Here is a 20,678-nt window from a genome sequence, read left to right as displayed (position 1 = left end):
ACCGAAGGCGCCGAGGAGATCCAGATCCGCCGGGTAGCCCAGCGGCTCTTCGGGTTCGGCCAGAAGGGATCGACCCAGAAGGGATCGACCCAAAAGGGATCGACCCAAAAGGGATCGACCCAAAAGGGATCGACCCAGAAGTGATCGACCCAAAAGGGATCGACCCAAAAGGGATCGACGACTTGCCGGCCGGACTGGCCCGGGTGCTGGCGGAGGCGCTGGACACCGAGGTGACGGTGGCGAACCTGCGTGCGCTCACCGGCGGGGCCAGCCGCAGCACCTGGGCGTTCGACGCCGTCACACCCGGCGGGCGGCGGCCGCTGATCCTGCGCATCGGACCGCCCGACGACATGCACGCGTCCATGGAGCTGGAGGCCCGCGTGCAGGCGGCCACCGCGGTCGCCGGCGCACCTGTGCCCCACGTTCTGGTGGCCAAGAATTCTGTTGCCGCACTGGGCAATCCGTTTCTGATTTGTGACGCGGTCGAGGGTGAGACGATCGTGCGGCGCATCTTTCGCCGACTCGACGACACGGGCCGGCACCGTCTGCTCGACCAGTGCGCGCGGGCGCTGGCCGCGATCCACCGCGCCGGCGTCGCCGGCCTGGGATTGGAAACGCAGGACCAGCTCGCGCAGTGGCGCGGCCGGCTGGACGCGATGGGCGACACCACCGCCACGTTCGAGTGGGCCTTTCGGTGGTTGTCCTCGGGAGTGCCGGCGCCGTCACCGGCGCGCCTGGTGCACGGCGACTTCCGAATGGGCAACCTCATCGTCGACGAGTCCGGCCTGGCGGCGGTGCTGGACTGGGAGCTGGTGCACATCGGCGAGCCCTGCGAGGACCTGGCCTGGTTCTGCATCCGGGCGTGGCGGTTCGGCGCCCCGCCCGGCCGGGCCGCCGGCGGCCTGGGCAGCGTTGAACACTTCCTGCAGGCCTACGAACAGGCCGGCGGGACCACCGTCGACCGGGCGGCGTTTCACTGGTGGCTGGTGCTGGCCACGCTGCGCTGGGGTGTCATCTGCCGCTACCAGGCGCAGCGACACCTGAGCGGCCAGACCCGGTCGGTCGAGCTGGCGGCGATCGGCCGGCGGGTCTGCGAGACCGAGTGGGACCTGCTCACCCTGCTCGACGGTGCGGCGTGACCGGCTGGCACGGCCGGCCGACCGCAGCCGAGCTGGTCGCGGCGGCCGCCGAATTCCTGGACACCGACGTGCGGCAGGCCACCGACGGGCAGGTCAACTTCCACGCCCGGGTGGCTGCCAACGCGCTGCGCATCGTCGAGCGGGAACTGCTGCACCCCGACGACGGGCCGGTGCGCGCGGCGCTGGCCGAGCTCGGATTCCACGACGAAGCCACGCTGGCCGCCGCCATCCGGGCCGGGCAACTCGACGGCCGCAGCGCCGAGGTGCGCGCGTGTCTGCATGCCCTGGTGCGGCATCGGCTGGCCGCCGCCCACCCTGGCTACGATCAGCCGGACGACGAATAGGCCAGCACAGTCGCCCCATCAAAACAGCCGTCCACCCCGGGGAACGGCGTGGACGGCCGCAGGCACCGGCATGGCCGGTCAGGCCGTCAGCGCTCGCTCGGCTCCCGACTGGATCGCGATCTTGCGCGGCTTGGCCTGTTCGGCGACCGGAACGTGCAGGCGCAACACGCCGTCGTGGTACTCGGCGCTGATCTTGTCGGTCTGCAGCTGGTCGCCGAGGAACAGCTGCCGGCTGAACACTCCGTGCGGACGTTCGGCGGCGAGCCAGTCGCGGCCCTCGTCGCCCGGGTGGGGGCGTTCGGCGCGCACGGTCAGCGAGTCGCGCTCGACGGTGATGTCGATCGATTCCGGCGTGATGCCCGGCAGATCGAGATCCACCACCAGCTTGTCGCCGTCACGCCAGACGTCCATCGGCATCACCGCCGGGCGCGTGACGGTGCCGACCGTGGTGCCCCACAGCTGCTGGGTGAGTCGATCCAGGTCACGGAAGAGCGGTTCGTATGTCAGCATGATCACCACCTCCTTGCTACGAGACGGATCTGATTTTTTCGCCACATAAAACCTGTTTCCGCTAAGCAATATTTCCACCTCCGGTGGGCGTCGCGGCACCGGTTCTGCCACCGGCGTTGTGAGTCGCCGCCGGACCGGACCGGGTCCGTTCGGGTCCTCGCCCGACAGCACGTCCGGCGCGACGGCGGCCGCGGCGGGGAAATCGGCTGCCGGCGCGTGCCAGTCGTGGGTTAGGTTGGGCGTCAACGCCCCGATCAGTCCCGTCGACGAGGACGTCGACCCGGCCGATCTCGCCGCGCTGATGAGCCGACCACATCGCCGGAGGTTGCCGATGACCACTGTCCAGACGCTGCTGAGCGATCCGGACACCGCCGGGGTGTGGAACCTGGTCCCCGAACGCTCGACGGTGGCCTTCACCATCAGATCGTTCTGGGGCCTGGTCGCCGTCAAAGGCCGGTTCACCGACGTCAGCGGTGATGGCCAGGTCACCGGCAAGGGCGCGGTCTTCGGCCGCGTCGACGTCCGCGCCGGGTCGCTGCGCACCGGGATCCGCAAGCGGGACCAGCACCTGCTCTCCGCCGATTTCTTCGACGCCGAGCGATTCCCGCAGATCAGCATCGTCGTCACCGCCGTGGCACCCACCACCGGCGACGGCGCCGAGCTGCGGGCCGACTTCACCATCAAGGGCGTCAGCGCGCCCGTCCCGCTGCCGGCCCGGATCACGGTGCTGCCCGACGGCTCGGTACGGGTTTCGGCCACAACCACCGTCGACCGGGCCCGGTTCGGCCTGGACTGGAATCGGTTGGGCGTCATCGCCAAGACGGCGACCGCCACGGCCGACGCCGTCTTCGCGCGGGCGCCGCAGTAGGGTCGACACCGTGCCCGACGCTCTTCGGATCCTCGTCTACAGCGACAACGCGAACATCCGCCACCAGGTGATGCGCGCACTGGGCAAACGGGTGCACCCCGATCTGCCGGAGTTGGACTACGTCGAGGTCGCCACACCGCCGGTGGTGATACAGCAGGTGGACGCCGGCGGCATCGACCTGGCCATCCTCGACGGCGAGGCCAGCCCGGCCGGTGGGATGGGTGTCGCCAAGCAACTGAAAGACGAAGTCGCGCAGTGCCCGCCGATCGTGGTGCTCACCGGGCGGCCCGACGATGCGTGGCTGGCCACCTGGTCACGCGCCGAAGCGGTCGTCGCGCATCCGATCGACCCGATCCAGCTGGCCCGGACAGTGCTCGCGCTGCTTCGCGCGCCGGTGACCTGACATCAGCCACACCCCCGGGCACGCCGTCGCACGTAGTCGTTAGGCTGGGCAGGACGTCACAGCCCGTCAACGACGACATCCTCGAGGGGCGGTTTTCCGCAGATGAATGTCTACATACCTATCCTGGTGCTCGGGGGTCTCGCGGCCGCCTTCGCGGTGTTCTCGGTGGTCGCGGCCGGCACGCTCGTCGGCCCGTCGCGCTACAACCGGTCGAAGATGGAGGCCTACGAGTGCGGCATCGAGCCCGTTGCCCCGCCGAGCGGCCCGCACGCCACCGCCGGGCAGCGGTTCCCGGTGAAGTACTACCTGACCGCGATGCTGTTCATCGTCTTCGACATCGAAATCGTGTTCCTGTACCCGTGGGCGGTCAGCTACGACGCGCTGGGGGTGTTCGCGCTGGTCGAGATGGCAGTGTTCATGCTGACGGTGTTCGTCGCCTACGCGTACGTGTGGCGGCGCGGCGGCCTGACGTGGGATTGAGGTAGCACGTGGGCCTGGAAGAGAAGCTGCCCAGCGGTTTCTTGCTGACCACGGTGGAAACGCTGGCCGGGTACTTCCGCAAGAACTCGTTGTGGCCGGCGACCTTCGGGTTGGCCTGCTGCGCCATCGAGATGATGTCGACCGCGGGGCCGCGGTTCGACATCGCCCGGTTCGGCATGGAGCGGTTCTCGGCGACGCCCCGGCAGGCCGACCTGATGATCGTGGCCGGGCGGGTCAGCCAGAAGATGGCGCCGGTGCTGCGCCAGATCTACGACCAGATGGCCGAGCCGAAGTGGGTGCTGGCCATGGGGGTGTGCGCATCGTCGGGCGGCATGTTCAACAACTACGCGATCGTGCAGGGCGTGGACCACGTCGTCCCGGTGGACATCTACCTGCCCGGCTGCCCTCCGCGGCCGGAGATGCTGCTGTACGCAATCCTCAAGCTGCACGAGAAGATTCAACAGATGCCGCTGGGCGTCAACCGGGAACGGGCCATCGCCGAGGCCGAGGCGGCCGCGCTGGCGGCCCGGCCCACGATCGAGCTGAAGGGCCTGCTGCGGTGAGCCGCCCGGACAACAGCGACGAGGTGATCGACGTTCGTCGCGGCATGTTCGGAGCGCCCGGTACCGGCGACACGTCGGGATACGGACGGCTGGTGCGTCAGATCACGCTGCCCGGCAGCAGCCCCCGGCCCTACGGCGGGTATTTCGACGAGGTCGTCGATCGGCTGGCCGAAGCGCTGCACCGTGACGGCGTCGAATTCGCCGACGCCGTCGAGAAGGTCGTGGTGTACCGCGAAGAGTTGACCCTGGGGGTGCGGCGCGAGCTGCTGCCGCAAGTGGCCCAGCTGCTCCGCGACGACTCCGGCCTGCGCTTCGAGCTGTGTCTGGGCGTCAGCGGCGTGCACTACCCGCACGAGACGGGGCGCGAGCTGCATGCGGTGTACCCGTTGAACTCGATCACGCACGGCCGTCGGGTACGGCTGGAAGTGACTGCGCCGGACGGTGATCCGCACATCCCGTCGTTGTTCTCCATCTACCCCTCCACCGACTGGCACGAGCGGGAAACCTACGACTTCTTCGGCATCGTCTTCGACGGCCACCCCTCGCTGACCCGCATCGAAATGCCCGACGACTGGGTCGGGCACCCGCAACGCAAGGACTACCCGCTCGGCGGCATCCCGGTCGAATACAAAGGCGCACAAATTCCCCCGCCCGACGAGCGGAGGTCCTACGACTGATGAGCGAACCCACCGACACCATCGTGATGGCCGGCGGCCAGGACTGGGAACAGATCGTCCAGGCAGCCCGCAGCGCAGACCCGGGTGAGCGCATCGTGGTCAACATGGGGCCCCAGCACCCGTCCACCCACGGCGTGCTGCGGTTGATCCTGGAGATCGAGGGCGAGACCGTCACCGACGCCCGGTGCGGAATCGGCTACCTGCACACCGGGATCGAGAAGAATCTGGAATACCGGTACTGGACGCAGGGCGTCACGTTCGTGACCCGGATGGACTACCTGTCGCCGTTCTTCAACGAGACCGTCTTCTGCCTGGGCGTGGAGAAGCTGCTCGGCATCACCGACGCGATCCCGGAGCGGGCCAACGTCATCCGGGTGATGATGATGGAACTGAACCGGATTTCGTCGCACCTGGTCGCGCTGGCGACCGGCGGCATGGAACTCGGCGCGATGACCGCGATGTTCCTGGGATTCCGGGAGCGCGAACTGGTGCTCAACCTGTTCGAGTCGATCACCGGGCTGCGGATGAACCACAACTACATCCGGCCCGGCGGGGTGTCGCAGGACCTGCCGACGGGCGCGGAGACCGAGATCGCCGACTTCCTGCCGCTTATGGGCCGCCGGCTCAACGACATCGAGAACCTGCTCAACGAGAACTACATCTGGAAGGCCCGCACGGCCGGCATCGGTTACCTCGACCTGGCCGGGTGCATGGCGCTGGGCATCACCGGCCCGGTGCTGCGCTCCACCGGGTTGCCGCACGACCTGCGGCGCGCCGAGCCGTACTGCGGCTATGAGAACTACGAATTCGACGTGATCACCGACGACGGCTGTGATGCGTACGGCCGCTACATCATTCGCGTCAAAGAGATGCGGGAGTCGCTGAAGGTCGTCGAGCAGTGCCTAGAAAAACTCCGCACCTTGGGGCCCGGCCCGACCAGGGTCGAAGACCGCAAGCTCGCCTGGCCCGCCGACCTGAAGGTCGGCCCGGACGGTCTGGGCAACTCCGAAGAGCACATCGCACGGATCATGGGCAGCTCGATGGAAGGGCTGATCCACCACTTCAAGCTGGTCACCGAGGGCATCCGGGTGCCCGCCGGGCAGGTCTACGTCGCGGTGGAGTCGCCGCGCGGCGAGCTGGGCGTGCACATGGTGTCCGACGGCGGCACCCGTCCCTACCGGGTGCACTACCGCGACCCGTCGTTCACCAACCTGCAGGCCGTGGCCGCTATGTGCGAGGGCGGGATGATCGCCGACGTGATCGCCGCGGTCGCCAGCATCGATCCGGTGATGGGCGGAGTGGACCGGTGAGCGTGTTCGTCCAGCTCGGCCCGCCCCCCGACGAGCCCGGCCGGTTCGGCCCCGCCTTGAACCACGACGGCGGTCGCCGGTCTTATCCGGCCGACGTCAGGGCCCGGCTGGAGGTCGACGCCAAGGAGATCGTCGGCCGCTACCCCGCCGCGCGGTCGGCGATCTTGCCGCTGCTGCACCTGGTGCAGGCCGAGGACTCCTGCCTTACCCCGGCGGGCCTGCAGTTCTGTGCGGAGCAGCTCGGGCTCACCGGCGCCGAAGTGGCGGCGGTGGCCAGCTTCTACACCATGTACCGCCGCGAACCCACCGGCGACTACCTGGTCGGGGTCTGCACCAACACGCTGTGCGCGATCATGGGCGGCGACGCGATCTTCGCGGAGCTGCGCGAACACCTCGGCGTCGGCAACGAGGAGACCACCGCCGACGGCGCCGTCACCCTGGCGCACATCGAATGCAACGCGGCCTGCGACTACGCGCCGGTGGTCATGGTCAACTGGGAGTTCTTCGACAACCAGACCCCGGAGTCGGCGCGCCGCCTCGTCGACGCGCTGCGCTCCGGCGAACCGCCCCGGCCGACCCGCGGCGCCCCGCTGTGCCCGTTCCGGCAGACCCAGCGGGTGCTGGCCGGTTTCCCCGACCAGCGGCCCGACGACGGCCAGGGCGGAGCCGGCGCGGCCACCCTGGCCGGTCTGCGGGTCGCCCGGGAACGCGGCATGACGTCGCCGGCCGGCAACGGGGAGGACGGCGAGCAATGACCACCACCTCGTCGGGCCCCACCCGGTTGACTCCGGTGCTGAGCCGCTACTGGGACGACCCCGACTCGTGGACCCTGGCGGCCTATCGCCGCCACGCCGGCTACCGGGCCCTGCAGAAGGCGCTCGACATGGGTCCCGACGCGGTGCTGGCCGCGGTCAAGGACTCCGGGTTGCGCGGGCGCGGCGGCGCCGGTTTCTCCACCGGCACCAAGTGGTCGTTCATCCCGCAGGGTGACGACGTCGCCGGGGCGCGACCGCACTACCTGGTGGTCAACGCCGACGAATCCGAGCCGGGGACCTGCAAGGACACCCCGTTGATGCTCGCCACCCCGCACGTGCTGATCGAGGGCATCGTCATCGCCTGCTACGCGATCCGGGCCAGCCACGCCTTCATCTATGTGCGCGGCGAGGTGCTGCCGGTGATCCGGCGGCTGCACAACGCGGTCGCCGAGGCCTACGCCGCGGGCTTTCTGGGCCGCGACATCGGCGGATCCGGCTACAACCTGGAGCTGGTGGTGCATGCCGGGGCGGGCGCCTACATCTGCGGCGAGGAGACCGCGCTGCTCGACTCGCTGGAGGGCCGCCGCGGCCAGCCGAGGCTACGGCCGCCGTTCCCGGCGGTGTCGGGGCTCTACGGCTGCCCGACGGTGATCAACAACGTCGAATCGATCGCCAGCGTGCCGCCGATCCTCCTCGGCGGCGTCGACTGGTTCCGGTCGATGGGCAGCGAGAAGTCGCCCGGTTTCACGCTGTATTCGCTGTCCGGCCACGTGGCGCGGCCCGGCCAGTACGAGGCGCCGTTGGGCATCACGTTGCGCGAGCTGCTCGACTACGCCGGCGGGGTGCGGGCCGGGCACCGGCTGAAGTTCTGGACCCCGGGCGGGTCGTCGACACCGATCCTCACCGAGGAGCACCTCGACGTGCCGCTGGACTACGAGGGCGTGGGCGAGGCCGGCTCGATGCTGGGCACCAAGGCGCTGCAGATTTTCGACGAGACCACCTGCGTGGTGCGCGCCGCCCGGCGCTGGTCGGAGTTCTACAAACACGAGTCGTGCGGCAAGTGCACGCCGTGCCGGGAGGGCACCTACTGGCTGGTCCCAATCTACGAGCGGCTGGAGACCGGCCGGGGCACCCACGAAGACCTGGACACCCTGCTCGACATCGCCGACGTGATGTTCGGAAAGTCGTTCTGCGCGTTGGGCGATGGCGCGGCCATGCCGGTTCAGTCGTCGATCCGGTACTTCCGCGACGAGTACATCGCCCACGTCGAGAAGGGCGGCTGCCCCTTCGACCCGGCACAGTCCATGCTCACGGCGAACGGAGCGCGGCGCCTATGACACAAGCCGAGACCCAGCGCAGCGTCGCGGACGCGGAGATGGTGACGTTGACCATCGACGGCGCCGAGGTCAGTGTTCCCAAGGGCACGTTGGTCATTCGCGCCGCCGAGCTGATGGGCATCCAGATCCCGCGGTTCTGCGAGCACCCGCTGTTGGACCCGGTGGGCGCGTGCCGGCAATGCATCGTGGAGATCGAGGGCCAGCGCAAGCCGATGACGTCGTGCACGGTGGTGGCCACCGACGGCATGGTGGTGCGCACCCAGCTCACGTCGGAGGTCGCCGACAAGGCGCAGCACCTGGTGATGGAACTGCTGCTGATCAACCACCCGCTAGACTGCCCGATGTGCGACAAGGGCGGCGAATGCCCGCTGCAGAACCAGGCCATGAGCAACGGCCGGCCGGAGAGCCGATTCCAAGACAGCAAGCGGCATTTCACCAAGCCGATCAACATCTCGTCGCAGGTGCTGCTGGACCGGGAGCGCTGCATTTCGTGCGTGCGCTGCACCCGGTTCTCCGATCAGATCGCCGGAGACAATTTCATCGACGTCCTCGAACGCGGCGCGAACCAGCAGATCGGCATCTATGCCGACGAGCCGTTCCAGTCCTACTTCTCCGGTAACACCGTGCAGATCTGTCCGGTCGGCGCGCTGACCGGCACCGCCTACCGGTTCCGCGCCCGCCCCTATGACCTGGTCTCCGCCCCGAGCGTCTGCGAGCATTGCGCGTCCGGGTGTGCGCAACGCACCGATCATCGCCGTGGGAAAGTGTTGCGCCGCTTGGCCGGTGACGACCCAGAAGTCAACGAGGAGTGGAACTGCGACAAGGGCCGGTGGGCGTTCACCTACGCCACGCAGCGCGACCGGATCACCACTCCCCTGGTCCGCGACGGCGGCGCGCTGGTGCCGGCGTCGTGGCCGCACGCGCTGGCCGCGGCGGCCCGCGGGCTGGCGTCGGCGCGCGGCGGCGCGGGGGTGCTGGTGGGTGGGCGGGCGACGCTGGAAGACGCCTACGCCTACGCGAAGTTTGCCCGAATCGCATTGGGCACCAACAACGTCGACTTCCGTGCCCGGCCGCTGTCGGGCGAGGAGACCACCTTCTTGGCGGCCCGGGTCGCCGGGCGGCGGGGCGTCAGCTACGCCGACCTGGAATCGGCGCCGGTGGTGTTGCTGGTCTGCTTCGAGCCGGAAGAAGAGTCGCCGATCGTGTTCCTGCGGCTGCGCAAGGCCGCCCGCAAACACCGGCTGCCGGTCTACGCCGTCGCCCCGTTCGCCAGCCGCGGGCTGGCCAAGATGTCCGGCCGGCTGGTCAAGACGGTGCCCGGCGACGAGGCGGCGGCCCTGGCCCAGCCCGAGCCTGAGCTCGCCGAACTGCTGCGCCGGCCCGGCGCGGTCGTCATGGCCGGCGAGCGGCTGGCCGCCGTGCCGGGCGGATTGTCGGCGGCGGCCCGGTTGGCCGACGCCACCGGGGCGCGGCTGGCCTGGGTGCCGCGCCGCGCCGGGGAGTGCGGCGCGCTGGAGGCCGGCGCGCTGGGTGCGCTGCTGCCCGGGGGCCGCCCGGCCGGCGACGACATCGCCCGCTCGCAGGTCTGCGCGGCGTGGAACGTCGACGCGCTGCCCTCGGGCCCCGGGCTGGACACCGACGCCATGCTGGCCGGCGCCGCCGACGGCACGCTGGGCGCGCTGCTGGTCGGCGGGGTAGAACCGGCAGACCTCGCCGATCCCGACGCCGCGCTGGCCGCGCTGGACGCCGCCGGTTTCGTCGTGAGCCTGGAGCTGCGGCACAGCGACGTCACCGAACGTGCCGACGTGGTGTTCCCCGTCGCGCCGGCGGCGGAGAAGCCGGGCACCTACGTCAACTGGGAGGGCCGCCACCGCGAATTCCCGGCGGCGTTGCAGCCGGGCGACATCCCGGATCTGGAGGTGCTCGACGCGCTCGCCGACGAGATGGGCGTCGACCTGCGGCTGCCCGGCACCGACGCCGCCCGCGCCGAGCTGCGCCGGCTCGGCGGCTGGGACGGCGCGCACGTGGCCGGGCCCGGCGTTCCGGCCGGCGGCCCGCCCCGCCCCGGTGCGGGCCAGGCCGTCCTCGCCGGCTGGCGGATGCTGCTCGACGACGGCCGCATGCAGGACGGGGAGCCGCATTTGGCCGGCACCGCGCGGGAGCCGGTGGTTCGCCTGTCAGCGGAGACAGCAGCCGAAATCGGCGCCGCCGACGGCGATCCGGTGACCGTCAGCACGGCACGCGGGGCGATTACGCTGCCGCTGGTGATCACCGACATGCCCCAGCAGGTGGCGTGGTTGCCGCTGAACTCGCCCGGCTCGGCGGTGCACCGGCAACTGGGCGTCACCGCCGGCGCCGTGGTGTCGATCCGCGCCGGCGACGATGCAGTGGGGGCACCGCCCGCTCGCGGGGGACGAAGCGATGCGCAGGAGCCACGCACATGATCGGAGTGTCCTGATGAACACCTTCGGCCAGGACACCTGGTGGCTGGTCGTCGGCAAGGCCGTCGCGGTGTTCGCCTTCCTGGTGCTCACGGTGCTGGTGGCCATCCTGGCCGAGCGAAAGTTGTTGGGCCGCATGCAGATGCGGTGGGGCCCCAACCGGGTGGGCCCGCGCGGATACCTGCAGAGCCTGGCCGACGGCATCAAGCTGGCACTCAAGGAGGGCATCATGCCGGCCGGTGTGGACCGGCCGATTTACCTGCTGGCGCCTATCATTTCGACCGTCCCGGCGATCACCGCGTTCGCGTTCATCCCGTTCGGGCCGCAGGTGAGCGTGTTCGGTCATCGGACCGCGCTGCAGCTGACCGACCTTCCGGTGGCGGTGCTGTTCATTCTGGCGCTGAGCTCGATCGGGGTGTACGGCATCGTGCTGGCCGGCTGGGCGTCGGGGTCGACCTACCCGCTGCTGGGCGGGGTGCGCTCCACCGCGCAGGTGATCTCCTACGAGGTCGCCATGGGGCTGTCGTTCGCGGCGGTGTTCCTCTACGCCGGGTCGATGTCGACGTCGGAGATCGTGGCCGCCCAGGACCGGGTCTGGTACGTGTTCCTGCTGGCGCCGTCGTTCGTGGTGTACCTGGTCTCGATGGTCGGCGAAACCAACCGTGCGCCTTTCGATCTCCCCGAAGCCGAGGGTGAGCTGGTCGCGGGCTTCCACACCGAGTATTCGTCGCTGAAGTTCGCGATGTTCTATCTGGCCGAGTACATCAACATGACCACCGTGTCGGCGCTGGCGGCGACGCTGTTCTTCGGCGGGTGGCACGCGCCGTGGCCGCTGAACATGTGGGCCGGCGCCAACAGCGGCTGGTGGCCGCTGCTGTGGTTCACCGCCAAGGTGTGGATCTTCCTGTTCGTGTACTTCTGGCTGCGGGCCACGCTGCCGCGGCTGCGCTACGACCAGTTCATGGCGCTGGGCTGGAGGACCCTGATCCCGGTGTCGCTGCTGTGGATCATGGTCGCCGCGGTGTTTCGCACCCTGGGCAACGAGGGCGTCGCGCACTGGACCGCCTTGCTGGTGATCGCCAGCGCCGTCGTGGCCGCGGGCCTGCTGCTGTACATGCGAAGACCGCTGTCCGGCTTGCAAACCCGTCAGCTCGACGCTCCCGGGCCGGTCGGGGAGGCGGGATTTCCGACGCCGCCGCTGCCGCGCCAGGCGCCCACCAAGGAGGCCGCCCATGGCACCTAAGTTTCTGGACGCCGTCGCCGGATTCGGCGTCACGCTGGCGGCGATGTTCAAACGGCCGCTCACCGAAGAGTATCCGGAGAAGCCCGGCCCGGTGGCGCCGCGCTATCACGGCCGCCATCAGCTCAACCGGTATGCCGACGGGCTGGAGAAGTGCATCGGCTGCGAGCTGTGCGCCTGGGCGTGTCCCGCCGACGCGATCTACGTCGAGGGCGCCGACAACACCGAGCAGGAACGCTATTCGCCGGGCGAGCGCTACGGCCGGGTGTATCAGATCAACTATCTGCGCTGCATCGGCTGCGGCCTGTGCGTGGAGGCCTGCCCGACCCGGGCGTTGACGATGACCAACGACTACGAGATGGCCGACGACAACCGCGCCGACCTGATCTACGAGAAGGACCGGCTGCTGGCTCCGCTGCAACCCGGTATGCAGGCCGCGCCGCACCCGCGGACACCGGGCGCCACCGATCGGGACTACTACCTGGGCAATGTCAGCGCAGAAGGCCTGCGCGACAACCAGAATGACAAGAAGAATGCGGGTGCTCCACAATGACGACGCTGCTGGTCGCACAACAAGCCGCCGACACCCTGACCCGAACCTCCACCGGTGAGGCGGTGATGTTCTGGGTGCTCGGTACGCTGGCCCTGGTCGGCGCGCTGGGGGTGGTGACGGCGGCGAACGCGGTGTACTCCGCCATGTTCCTGGCCATGACGATGATCATCCTGGCGGTGTTCTACATGGCGCAGGACGCCCCGTTCCTGGGTGTGGTTCAGGTGGTGGTCTACACCGGCGCGGTGATGATGCTGTTCCTGTTCGTGCTGATGCTGATCGGCGTCGATTCCACCGAGTCGCTGGTGGAGACACTGCGCGGGCAGCGGGTTGCCGCGGTGCTGGCCGGTGTCGGATTCGGGGTCGTGCTCATCGCCGGCATCGGCGGCGTGACCACCGCCGGTTTCGCCGGGCTGGGCCGCGACGGCGCCGACGGCAACGTCCCCGGTTTGGCGGCGCTGATCTTCTCCCGGTACCTGTGGGCGTTCGAGTTGACCAGCGCGCTGTTGATCACCGCGGCCGTCGGGGCGATGGTGCTCGCGCATCGGGAACGATTCGAGCGCCGAAAGACCCAGCGGGAACTGGCGATCGAACGGTTCCGCACCGGCGGATACCCGACCCCGCTGCCCGGCCCGGGGGTCTACGCTCGTCACAACGCCGTCGACGTGCCCGCACGGCTGCCCGACGGCTCCTACTCGAGGCTCTCGGTTCCGCAGATGCTGGCGCAACGGACGGTCGGCGTCGGCCCCGCCGGCGAGACACCGCAGGACGGTGCGTCGTGAATCCGGGCAACTACCTGTATCTCTCGGCGCTGCTGTTCACCATCGGCGCGGCTGGAGTGCTGTTGCGGCGCAACGCGATCGTGATGTTCATGTGCGTCGAGCTGATGCTCAACGCGGTCAATCTGGCGTTCGTCACCTTCGCCCGCATGCACGGCCGGCTGGACGGGCAGATGGTGGCGTTCTTCACCATGGTGGTGGCGGCCTGCGAAGTGGTTGTGGGCCTGGCGATCATCATGACGATTTTCCGGGCCCGCAGATCGGCTTCGGTCGACGACGCCAACCTGCTCAGGGGTTGACATGACTCAGGGGTTGACGTGACCGCTGTCACCTGGCTGCTCGTCGCGCTGCCCGCGACCGGCGCACTGATCCTGCTGCTGGGCGGGCGGCGCACCGACCGGTGGGGGCATCTGCTGGGCTGCACCGCGGCGGTGGCGTCGTTCTCGGTGGGCGTCGCGCTGCTCGCCGACATGCTGGACCGCACCGACCGCGTCATCCACCAGAACCTGTTCAGCTGGGTGCCGGTCGGCGGTTTGCACGTCGACTTCGGCCTGCAGATCGACCAGTTGTCGATCTGTTTCGTGCTGCTGATCACCGGGGTCGGATCGCTGATCCACATCTACTCGGTCGGCTACATGGCCGAGGATCCTGATCGCCGAAGGTTTTTCGGCTACCTCAACCTGTTCCTCGCGGCGATGCTGCTGCTGGTGGTCGCCGACAACTACCTGGGACTCTACGTCGGCTGGGAGGGCGTGGGCCTGGCGTCGTACCTGCTGATCGGCTTCTGGTATCAGCGGCCGTCGGCGGCCACCGCCGCCAAGAAGGCGTTCGTGATGAACCGCGTCGGCGACGTCGGGCTCTCGCTGGCGATGTTTGTCATGTTCGCCAACTTCGGGACGCTGTCGTTCGCCGGGGTGTTCGCCGACCCGTCCGCCGCCAACGACGGCGCACTCGCCGCGATCGGGCTGCTGCTGCTGGCCGGCGCCTGCGCCAAGTCGGCGCAGGTGCCGCTGCAGGCCTGGCTGGGTGATGCGATGGAGGGCCCCACCCCGGTGTCGGCGCTGATCCACGCCGCCACCATGGTCACCGCCGGGGTGTACCTGATCGTGCGATCGGCGCCGCTGTTCGACCTGTCCCCGGCGGCGCAGCTGGCCGTGGTCGTCGTGGGTGCGGTGACGTTGCTGTTCGGCGCGGTCATCGGATGCGCCAAGGACGACATCAAGCGGGCGCTGGCAGCGTCGACCATCAGCCAGATCGGCTACATGGTGCTGGCCGCGGGACTCGGGCCGGCCGGGTACGCGTTCGCGATCCTGCACCTGCTCACCCACGGCTTCTTCAAGGCCGGCCTGTTCCTCGGATCCGGCGCGGTGATCCACGCGATGCACGACGAACAGGACATGCGCCGCTACGGCGCGCTGCGCACCGCGTTGCCGATCACGTTCGCCACCTTCGGGCTGGGCTATCTGGCGATCATCGGGGTGCCGCCGTTCGCCGGGTTCTTCTCCAAGGACGCCATCATCGAGGCGGCACTGGGTGCCGGCGGCATCCGTGGAGCAGTCCTCGGCGGTGCCGCGATACTGGGGGCGGGCATCACCGCGTTCTACATGACCCGGGTGATGCTGATGACGTTCTTCGGCGACAAGCGTTGGGCCCCAGACCAACACCCGCATGAGGCGCCCGCGGTCATGACGTGGCCGATGATCCTGCTCGCGGTCGGCTCGGTGTTCTCCGGTGGGCTGCTGGCCATCGGCGGGACACTGCAGCACTGGCTGGAGCCGGTGGTGGGCATCCGGGAGGCCGAGCACGCCGGCCCGGTGTGGGTGACCACCGCGGTGACCCTGGCCCTGGTGGCGGTCGGGATCGGCGTGGCCTACCGGCTCTACGGCACGCGCCCGGTGCCGCAGACCGCACCTGCCGCCGTGTCGGCGCTGACGGTGGCGGCGCGGCGGGACCTCTACGGGGACGTCTTCAACGAGGAGGTGTTCATGCGGCCGGGTGCCCAAGTGACCCGCGCGCTGGTGCAGGTCGACAACGCCGCCGTGGACGGCTCGGTCAACGCGCTGGCCGCGTTGGTGAGCCGGACCTCCGACCGGCTGCGCGGACTGCAGACCGGTTTCGCCCGCAACTATGCGCTGTCGATGCTGGCCGGCGCGGCGCTGGTCGCCGCGGCGATCCTGGCGGTGCGACTGTGGTGACCGGCGCCGGCGACGATGCAGCGGGGGCACCTCCCGCTTGCGGGGGACGGAGCGATGAGGAAGAGCGGCGCTCATGAACAGCGTTCCGTGGCTGTCCGTACTGTGGCTGCTGCCGCTGGCCGGCGCGCTGGCGGTGATTGTGGTGCCGCCCGCGTGGCAGCAACTGGCCAAGTGGCTGGGCCTGACGGTGGCCGTCGCCGCGTTGGCGGTGGCGATCGTCGTCACGGCGGGCTTCGACACCGGCGGCGCCGCCTACCAGTTCGTCGAATCCCGCTCCTGGATACCGGCGTTCGGTGCCGGCTACACGCTGGGCGTGGACGGCATCGCGGTGGTGCTGGTGCTGCTCACCGCGGTGCTGGTGCCGCTGCTGATGCTGGCCGGCTGGAACGACGGCGACGGGGAACGGGCCCGCGGCGTCCAAGGATACGTCGCGCTGACGCTGACCGTCGAGTCGATGGTGCTGATCTCGCTCGTCGCGTTGGACGTGTTGCTGTTCTATGTGTTCTTCGAGGCCATGCTCATCCCGATGTACTTCCTCATCGGCGGCTTCGGCAGTGGGGCGCAGCGGTCCCGGGCGGCGGTGAAATTCCTGCTGTACAACCTGTTCGGCGGCCTGATCATGCTGGCCGCGGTGATCGGGCTGTACGTGGTGACCGCGCAGCACGGTGCAGGCACCTTCGACTTCCGCGAGATCGTGGCGGCGGTCTCGTCGGGCCGCCTGGCGGTCGATCCCGGGGTGCTCAAGGCGTTATTCGGCGGTTTCATGTTCGCGTTCGCCGTCAAGGCACCGCTGTGGCCGTTCCACCGCTGGCTGCCCGACGCCGCCGTCGAGGCCACCCCGGCGACCGCCGTCTTGATGATGGCGGTGATGGACAAGGTCGGCACCTTCGGGATGCTGCGCTACTGCCTGCAGCTCTTCCCGGACGCCGCAACCTATTTCCGTCCGCTGATCGTCGTGCTGGCCGTCGTCGGGGTGGTGTACGGCGCGGTCGTGGCGATCGGCCAGACCGACATCATGCGGCTGATCGCCTACACGTCGATCTCGCACTTCGGCTTCATCATTCTCGGGATCTTCGTGATGACGACGCAGGGCCAGAGCGGGTCGACGCTGTACATGGTCAACCACGGGCTGTCCACCGCCGCGGTGTTCCTCATCGCGGGCTTTTTGGTCTCCCGCCGCGGCACCCGGTCGATCGCCGCGTACGGCGGCGTGCAGAAGGTGGCACCGGTGCTGGCCGGGACGTTCCTGGTGGCGGCCATGGCCACGCTGTCGCTGCCCGGGTTGGCGCCGTTCATCAGCGAATTCCTGGTCCTGCTGGGCACTTTCAACCGCTACTGGCTGGCCGCGGCGTGTGGCGCCACCGCTCTCGTGCTCTCGTCGGTGTACATGCTCTGGCTCTACCAGCGAGCCATGACGGGGCCCGTCCGCGAGGGCAACGAGCGGATCCGTGACCTGGTACCGCGCGAGATCGCCGTCGTCGCACCGCTGATCGTGCTGCTGTTCGTGCTGGGCATCTACCCCAAGCCGGCGCTGGACATCATCAACCCCGCCGTCGGCCACACCATGGCCACGATCGGCCAGCAGGACCCCGCGCCGACAGCGACGGTGAAAGTCGAAGGGCGGCATCGATGATCACACCCAGCGTCGAATACGAGCTGCTGTCTCCGATGCTCATCGTCTTCGGGGTCGCGGTGGCCGGCGTTCTGGCCGAGGCATTCTCGCCGCGACGGTTCCGCTACACGGCCCAGGTCGTGCTGGCGCTCGCCGGGCTGGGTGCCGCGTTCGCGGCGGTCGTCGTAGTGGCCGGATCGCTTCCCGCGTCCGGTCGCACCGCGGTGCTGGGTGCGCTGGCCATCGACAGGCCGGCACTGCTGCTGCAGGGCACTGTGCTGCTGGTCGCGATCATGGCCGTCGTCTTCATCGCCGAACGCCGCGGCGCCGACAGCGCCGTCGCCGGCCCGGGAGCGGCGACGGCCGTGGCGGCCGGGCTGGATTCCTTCACCGCGCAGGCTTCCGCGATCCCCGGCAGCCCGGCCGAAAAGCAGGCAATCCGGGCCGGTGCCATCCAGACCGAGGTGTTCCCGCTGACCATGCTGGCCGTCGGCGGGATGCTCGTCTTCCCGGCCGCCGACGACCTGCTGACGATGTTCGTCGCACTGGAGGTGTTGTCGCTGCCGCTGTACCTGCTGTGCGGTCTGGCCCGCCACCGGCGGCTGCTGTCGCAGGAAGCGGCGCTGAAATACTTTCTGCTGGGCGCGTTCTCGTCGGCCTTCTTTCTCTACGGCGTGGCGATGATCTACGGCGCCACCGGCACGTTCGCGCTGCCCGGCATCAGGGATGCGCTGGCGGCCGGCGCCGACAACTCGACGGCGCTGATCGGTGTCGCGTTGCTGGCGGTCGGCCTGTTGTTCAAGGTCGGCGCGGTTCCGTTCCACTCCTGGATTCCCGACGTCTACCAGGGCGCCCCGACGCCGATCACCGGGTTCATGGCTGCGGCCACCAAGGTGGCCGCGTTCGGCGCGCTGCTGCGGGTGGTCTATGTCGCGCTGCCGCCGCTGCACGACCAGTGGCGTCCGGTGCTGTGGGCGATCTCGATCCTGACCATGACGGTCGCCACCGTCACCGCGATCAACCAGACCGACGTCAAACGGATGCTGGCGTATTCGTCGGTCGCCCATGTGGGTTTCGTCCTCACCGGCGTGATCGCCGACAGCCCGGCGGGTGTGTCGGCGACGATGTTCTACCTGGTGGCATACAGCTTCAGCACGGTGGGTGCGTTCGCTGTGGTGGGCCTGGTCCGGGACGGCGACGGCGACGAGGTCGCCGAGATGTCCCGATGGGGCGGGCTGGGCCGGCGCTATCCCGTTGTGGGCCTGCTGTTTTCGATGTTCCTGCTGGCGTTCGCCGGTATTCCGCTGACCAGCGGGTTCGTCAGCAAGTTCGCGGTGTTCAAGGCGGCCGCGCAGGGCGGGGCGGTGCCGCTGGTGATCGTCGGCGTGATCGCCAGCGGGGTCGCGGCCTACTTCTACGTCCGGGTGATCGTGCTGATGTTCTTCACCGACGCGCCGGCCGACGAGGTGACCGTCGTGATGCCCGGCATCTGGAGCAAGGCGGCGATCGCGGTGTGTGCGGCGGTGACCATCGGGTTGGGGGTCATGCCGCAGCCCCTGCTGGACCTGGCCGACCACGCCGCGCAACTGGTGCGATAGCCCGCGCCGAACGCGCCGCCGTCACCGGCCGTCGACCACTCCGCCCACGCGTTGCCACAGTCCTCTTCGAGGGCGGGATGGCGGAACATGCGAATCGCTCGCTGGACGGCCGCCGAGCGCGAGAGCAACCCCGTCTGTTTGACGTACGCGTCCAACACCGGATTCGAGGAACCCGCTTCGCCGTGCTGAATATTCTGCGTACTACATATACGTAGTACAGTGGTGAGCATGTCTGAGGTGCCGGTGCGTGAGCTGAACCAAAATACTGCCGGGGTGCTCGCGCGGGTCAAACGCGGCGAGCAGATCGACATCACCGAACGTGGCGTCGTCGTGGCCCGCCTGGTCCCGACCCAGGAAAATCCCCTGACCGAAATGATCAGCACCGGGAGGCTTCACCCCGCCACCCTCAGTGGGCCGGCGCCCCGTCCATCCGGACCGGTGAAGACCGACCACGAGGCCGGGCAACTGCTGCGCGATCTGCGCGACAATGAGCGCTATTGATGCTGTATCTCGACACGTCGGCCCTGCTGAAACTGATACGGCGGGAACCTGAAAGCGCTATTCTCGCCGACTGGCTCGACGCGCAGATACCGGCGCCGTGGGTGTCGTCGACGCTGATCGAGGTTGAACTCCCCCGGGCCCTGCGCCGAGTCGAGCCCGCGCTGCTCGCCGATGTTCCCGTGATCGTGGCTCGAGTCGCGCGCTACGAAGTCGACGAGGTGGTCCGAGCCGCCGCCGCGGCCTATCCGGACACCACGTTACGGTCGCTCGACGCGATCCATCTCGCGACCGGGGACGCCGTGTTCGGTCCTCGGTTGACGGCGTTCGTCACCTACGACGAACGCCTCCTCACGGCCGCCAAGGCGGCCGGCCTGCCGACCGCTGCCCCGGGCCGCCGAGAGTCGTAACGATTCGTCGGTCTGCAGAGGCGTCCAACGAATTTCCGGTGATTGACAGCGGCCGAGGCTGTCTCGATACCGTTCCAGTACGGCCGCCGTTGGAGCACGAGCGAGTCGGACATGACCGATTTAGGCCTATCCGGCAAGCGAGCGGTGGTGTCGGGTGCGGGCTACCTCCCGGAGCGCGCGGGCCACGGCTGGTTCACGTCGTTGGCCTTGGCCGAGGCGGTAGCCGTGGTGGCTGCATCGATATCGACGAGCGGCGCGCAGAGCACATCGCCGGCAGGGGAGGCACTGCCGTCCCGATCGTCGTCGATATGACTGACCCCACGCAGGTGGGTCGGGCGATCGACGACACCGTCGCGGCGCTGAGTGGTGTCGACGTGTGCGTCAACATCATCGGTGACGCGACATGGTCGAAGGTCGAGGACTTCCCTAATCAGTTGTGGGACGAAGCGATTCACTGCAACCTGACGCAGGTGTTCTACCTTTTTCAGGCCGCGGCAAGATACATGATCGCCCAGGGCAGCGGTGGATCGTTGGTCGCGCTCGCGTCGGTCGATAGCTTTGCTTCGGCGACCTACCATGCCGCCTACGGCGCCGCCAAGGCCGGCGTCATCTCGCTGGTCGAGACCTTCGCCGACGAACTGAGCCGGTACGGTGTTCGCGCCAATGCGATTGCGCCGGGCAACGTGCGCTCCGGCAACGAGGACCAACCGCCGAACGAATACGACGTCAATGGAATCGATCGGGTGGCGGCACCCCGCGCGCACGACGTCGCCAACGCCGCATTGTTCCCGTCGTGCGAGCTGGCCGCCCGTATCACCAGTCAGACCCTCGTCGTCGACGGGGATGCCACGATTCGGCAGCTGTGGGGACTGCCCGCATCGATGATCCCGCCTAATCGGGACGAGGCGATGCTGGTGGGACCTCGTAATAACGCGCCGCCGGGGTCGTCGAGGACTACCGTCGGCCATC

The 20,678-nt window shown here is 69.0% G+C and carries 22 protein-coding genes; 21 read left to right on the top strand and 1 reads right to left on the bottom strand.

Annotated elements, in window-relative coordinates; translation table 11 throughout:
* Positions 1–194 precede the first annotated feature (194 nt).
* Together ABDW21_RS03940 and ABDW21_RS03935 are read left to right on the top strand one after the other, a co-directional pair.
* A complete protein-coding gene (locus tag ABDW21_RS03940) occupies positions 195–1,139 on the top strand; it encodes a phosphotransferase family protein (protein ID WP_343599766.1) in 945 nt (314 codons plus the stop codon).
* Positions 1,136–1,483 carry a DUF6285 domain-containing protein gene (locus ABDW21_RS03935; RefSeq protein WP_343599733.1) on the top strand — a complete coding sequence of 116 codons (348 nt, stop codon included), beginning with the start codon at positions 1,136–1,138 and terminating at the stop codon, positions 1,481–1,483. The genes ABDW21_RS03940 and ABDW21_RS03935 overlap by 4 nt, the downstream gene beginning before the upstream one ends.
* A 78-nt stretch (positions 1,484–1,561) precedes the next feature.
* Here ABDW21_RS03935 and ABDW21_RS03930 read toward each other — a convergent pair whose 3' ends face one another.
* Positions 1,562–1,993 (bottom strand): Hsp20/alpha crystallin family protein, encoded by a 432-nt coding sequence (locus ABDW21_RS03930; protein ID WP_343599732.1) that lies wholly within the window; start codon positions 1,991–1,993, stop codon positions 1,562–1,564.
* Positions 1,994–2,324: 331 nt separating this feature from the next.
* On the opposite strand from ABDW21_RS03930, the gene ABDW21_RS03925 reads away from it, so the two are divergent.
* The 19 genes from ABDW21_RS03925 to ABDW21_RS03835 all read left to right on the top strand — a co-directional run.
* On the top strand, positions 2,325–2,861 hold the full coding sequence (locus ABDW21_RS03925) for a YceI family protein (protein ID WP_343599730.1): 537 nt from the start codon (positions 2,325–2,327) through the stop codon (positions 2,859–2,861).
* Between the two features lie 10 nt (positions 2,862–2,871).
* Positions 2,872–3,264: a hypothetical protein gene (locus tag ABDW21_RS03920; RefSeq protein ID WP_343599729.1), complete on the top strand. Its 393-nt coding sequence runs from the start codon at positions 2,872–2,874 to the stop codon at positions 3,262–3,264.
* A 102-nt stretch (positions 3,265–3,366) separates the two neighbouring features.
* The gene (locus ABDW21_RS03915) at positions 3,367–3,744 is read left to right on the top strand and encodes an NADH-quinone oxidoreductase subunit A (RefSeq protein ID WP_343599727.1); all 378 of its coding nucleotides are present in this window, start codon (positions 3,367–3,369) and stop codon (positions 3,742–3,744) included.
* Positions 3,745–3,752: 8 nt separating this feature from the next.
* Complete coding sequence (locus tag ABDW21_RS03910; protein WP_343599725.1) at positions 3,753–4,307, top strand: NADH-quinone oxidoreductase subunit B family protein; 555 nt, start codon at positions 3,753–3,755, stop codon at positions 4,305–4,307.
* On the top strand, positions 4,304–4,984 hold the full coding sequence (locus ABDW21_RS03905) for an NADH-quinone oxidoreductase subunit C (protein WP_343599724.1): 681 nt from the start codon (positions 4,304–4,306) through the stop codon (positions 4,982–4,984). The genes ABDW21_RS03910 and ABDW21_RS03905 overlap by 4 nt, the downstream gene beginning before the upstream one ends.
* Complete coding sequence (gene nuoD, locus ABDW21_RS03900; RefSeq protein ID WP_343599722.1) at positions 4,984–6,294, top strand: NADH dehydrogenase (quinone) subunit D; 1,311 nt, start codon at positions 4,984–4,986, stop codon at positions 6,292–6,294. Before ABDW21_RS03905 ends, nuoD begins: the two co-directional genes overlap by 1 nt.
* The gene (gene nuoE / locus ABDW21_RS03895; RefSeq protein ID WP_343599720.1) at positions 6,291–7,049 is read left to right on the top strand and encodes an NADH-quinone oxidoreductase subunit NuoE; all 759 of its coding nucleotides are present in this window, start codon (positions 6,291–6,293) and stop codon (positions 7,047–7,049) included. The genes nuoD and nuoE overlap by 4 nt, the downstream gene beginning before the upstream one ends.
* A complete protein-coding gene (gene nuoF, locus ABDW21_RS03890) occupies positions 7,046–8,386 on the top strand; it encodes an NADH-quinone oxidoreductase subunit NuoF (RefSeq protein ID WP_343710077.1) in 1,341 nt (446 codons plus the stop codon). Before nuoE ends, nuoF begins: the two co-directional genes overlap by 4 nt.
* Complete coding sequence (locus tag ABDW21_RS03885) at positions 8,383–10,830, top strand: NADH-quinone oxidoreductase subunit G (RefSeq protein WP_343710076.1); 2,448 nt, start codon at positions 8,383–8,385, stop codon at positions 10,828–10,830. Before nuoF ends, ABDW21_RS03885 begins: the two co-directional genes overlap by 4 nt.
* Positions 10,831–10,843: 13 nt before the next feature.
* The gene (gene nuoH / locus ABDW21_RS03880; protein WP_343599714.1) at positions 10,844–12,070 is read left to right on the top strand and encodes an NADH-quinone oxidoreductase subunit NuoH; all 1,227 of its coding nucleotides are present in this window, start codon (positions 10,844–10,846) and stop codon (positions 12,068–12,070) included.
* Complete coding sequence (gene nuoI, locus ABDW21_RS03875) at positions 12,060–12,620, top strand: NADH-quinone oxidoreductase subunit NuoI (protein ID WP_343599713.1); 561 nt, start codon at positions 12,060–12,062, stop codon at positions 12,618–12,620. Before nuoH ends, nuoI begins: the two co-directional genes overlap by 11 nt.
* Positions 12,621–12,628: 8 nt before the next feature.
* The gene (locus tag ABDW21_RS03870) at positions 12,629–13,399 is read left to right on the top strand and encodes an NADH-quinone oxidoreductase subunit J (RefSeq protein ID WP_343599765.1); all 771 of its coding nucleotides are present in this window, start codon (positions 12,629–12,631) and stop codon (positions 13,397–13,399) included.
* Positions 13,396–13,695, top strand: a complete 300-nt coding sequence (gene nuoK / locus ABDW21_RS03865) for an NADH-quinone oxidoreductase subunit NuoK (RefSeq protein WP_343599711.1) — start codon at positions 13,396–13,398, stop codon at positions 13,693–13,695. Before ABDW21_RS03870 ends, nuoK begins: the two co-directional genes overlap by 4 nt.
* A gap of 18 nt (positions 13,696–13,713) precedes the next feature.
* Positions 13,714–15,591 (top strand): NADH-quinone oxidoreductase subunit L, encoded by a 1,878-nt coding sequence (nuoL, locus tag ABDW21_RS03860; RefSeq protein WP_343599710.1) that lies wholly within the window; start codon positions 13,714–13,716, stop codon positions 15,589–15,591.
* Positions 15,592–15,664: 73 nt separating this feature from the next.
* Positions 15,665–17,224 (top strand): NADH-quinone oxidoreductase subunit M, encoded by a 1,560-nt coding sequence (locus ABDW21_RS03855; RefSeq protein WP_343599709.1) that lies wholly within the window; start codon positions 15,665–15,667, stop codon positions 17,222–17,224.
* Positions 17,221–18,801, top strand: coding sequence for an NADH-quinone oxidoreductase subunit NuoN (nuoN, locus tag ABDW21_RS03850; protein ID WP_343599707.1), 1,581 nt, complete (start codon positions 17,221–17,223; stop codon positions 18,799–18,801). Before ABDW21_RS03855 ends, nuoN begins: the two co-directional genes overlap by 4 nt.
* Before the next feature lie 228 nt (positions 18,802–19,029).
* Positions 19,030–19,302 (top strand): type II toxin-antitoxin system prevent-host-death family antitoxin, encoded by a 273-nt coding sequence (locus ABDW21_RS03845; protein ID WP_343599706.1) that lies wholly within the window; start codon positions 19,030–19,032, stop codon positions 19,300–19,302.
* A complete protein-coding gene (locus ABDW21_RS03840; RefSeq protein WP_343599704.1) occupies positions 19,302–19,709 on the top strand; it encodes a type II toxin-antitoxin system VapC family toxin in 408 nt (135 codons plus the stop codon). The genes ABDW21_RS03845 and ABDW21_RS03840 overlap by 1 nt, the downstream gene beginning before the upstream one ends.
* A gap of 38 nt (positions 19,710–19,747) precedes the next feature.
* The coding region (locus ABDW21_RS03835; RefSeq protein ID WP_343599702.1) for an SDR family oxidoreductase at positions 19,748–20,678 on the top strand (931 nt) is incomplete at its 3' end.

It is taken from the genome of Mycobacterium sp., assembly GCF_039583805.1.
Lineage (GTDB): Bacteria > Actinomycetota > Actinomycetes > Mycobacteriales > Mycobacteriaceae > Mycobacterium.
The sequence above is the reverse complement of the archived record's forward strand: the minus strand, read 5'-3'. Positions and strand labels throughout refer to the sequence as shown.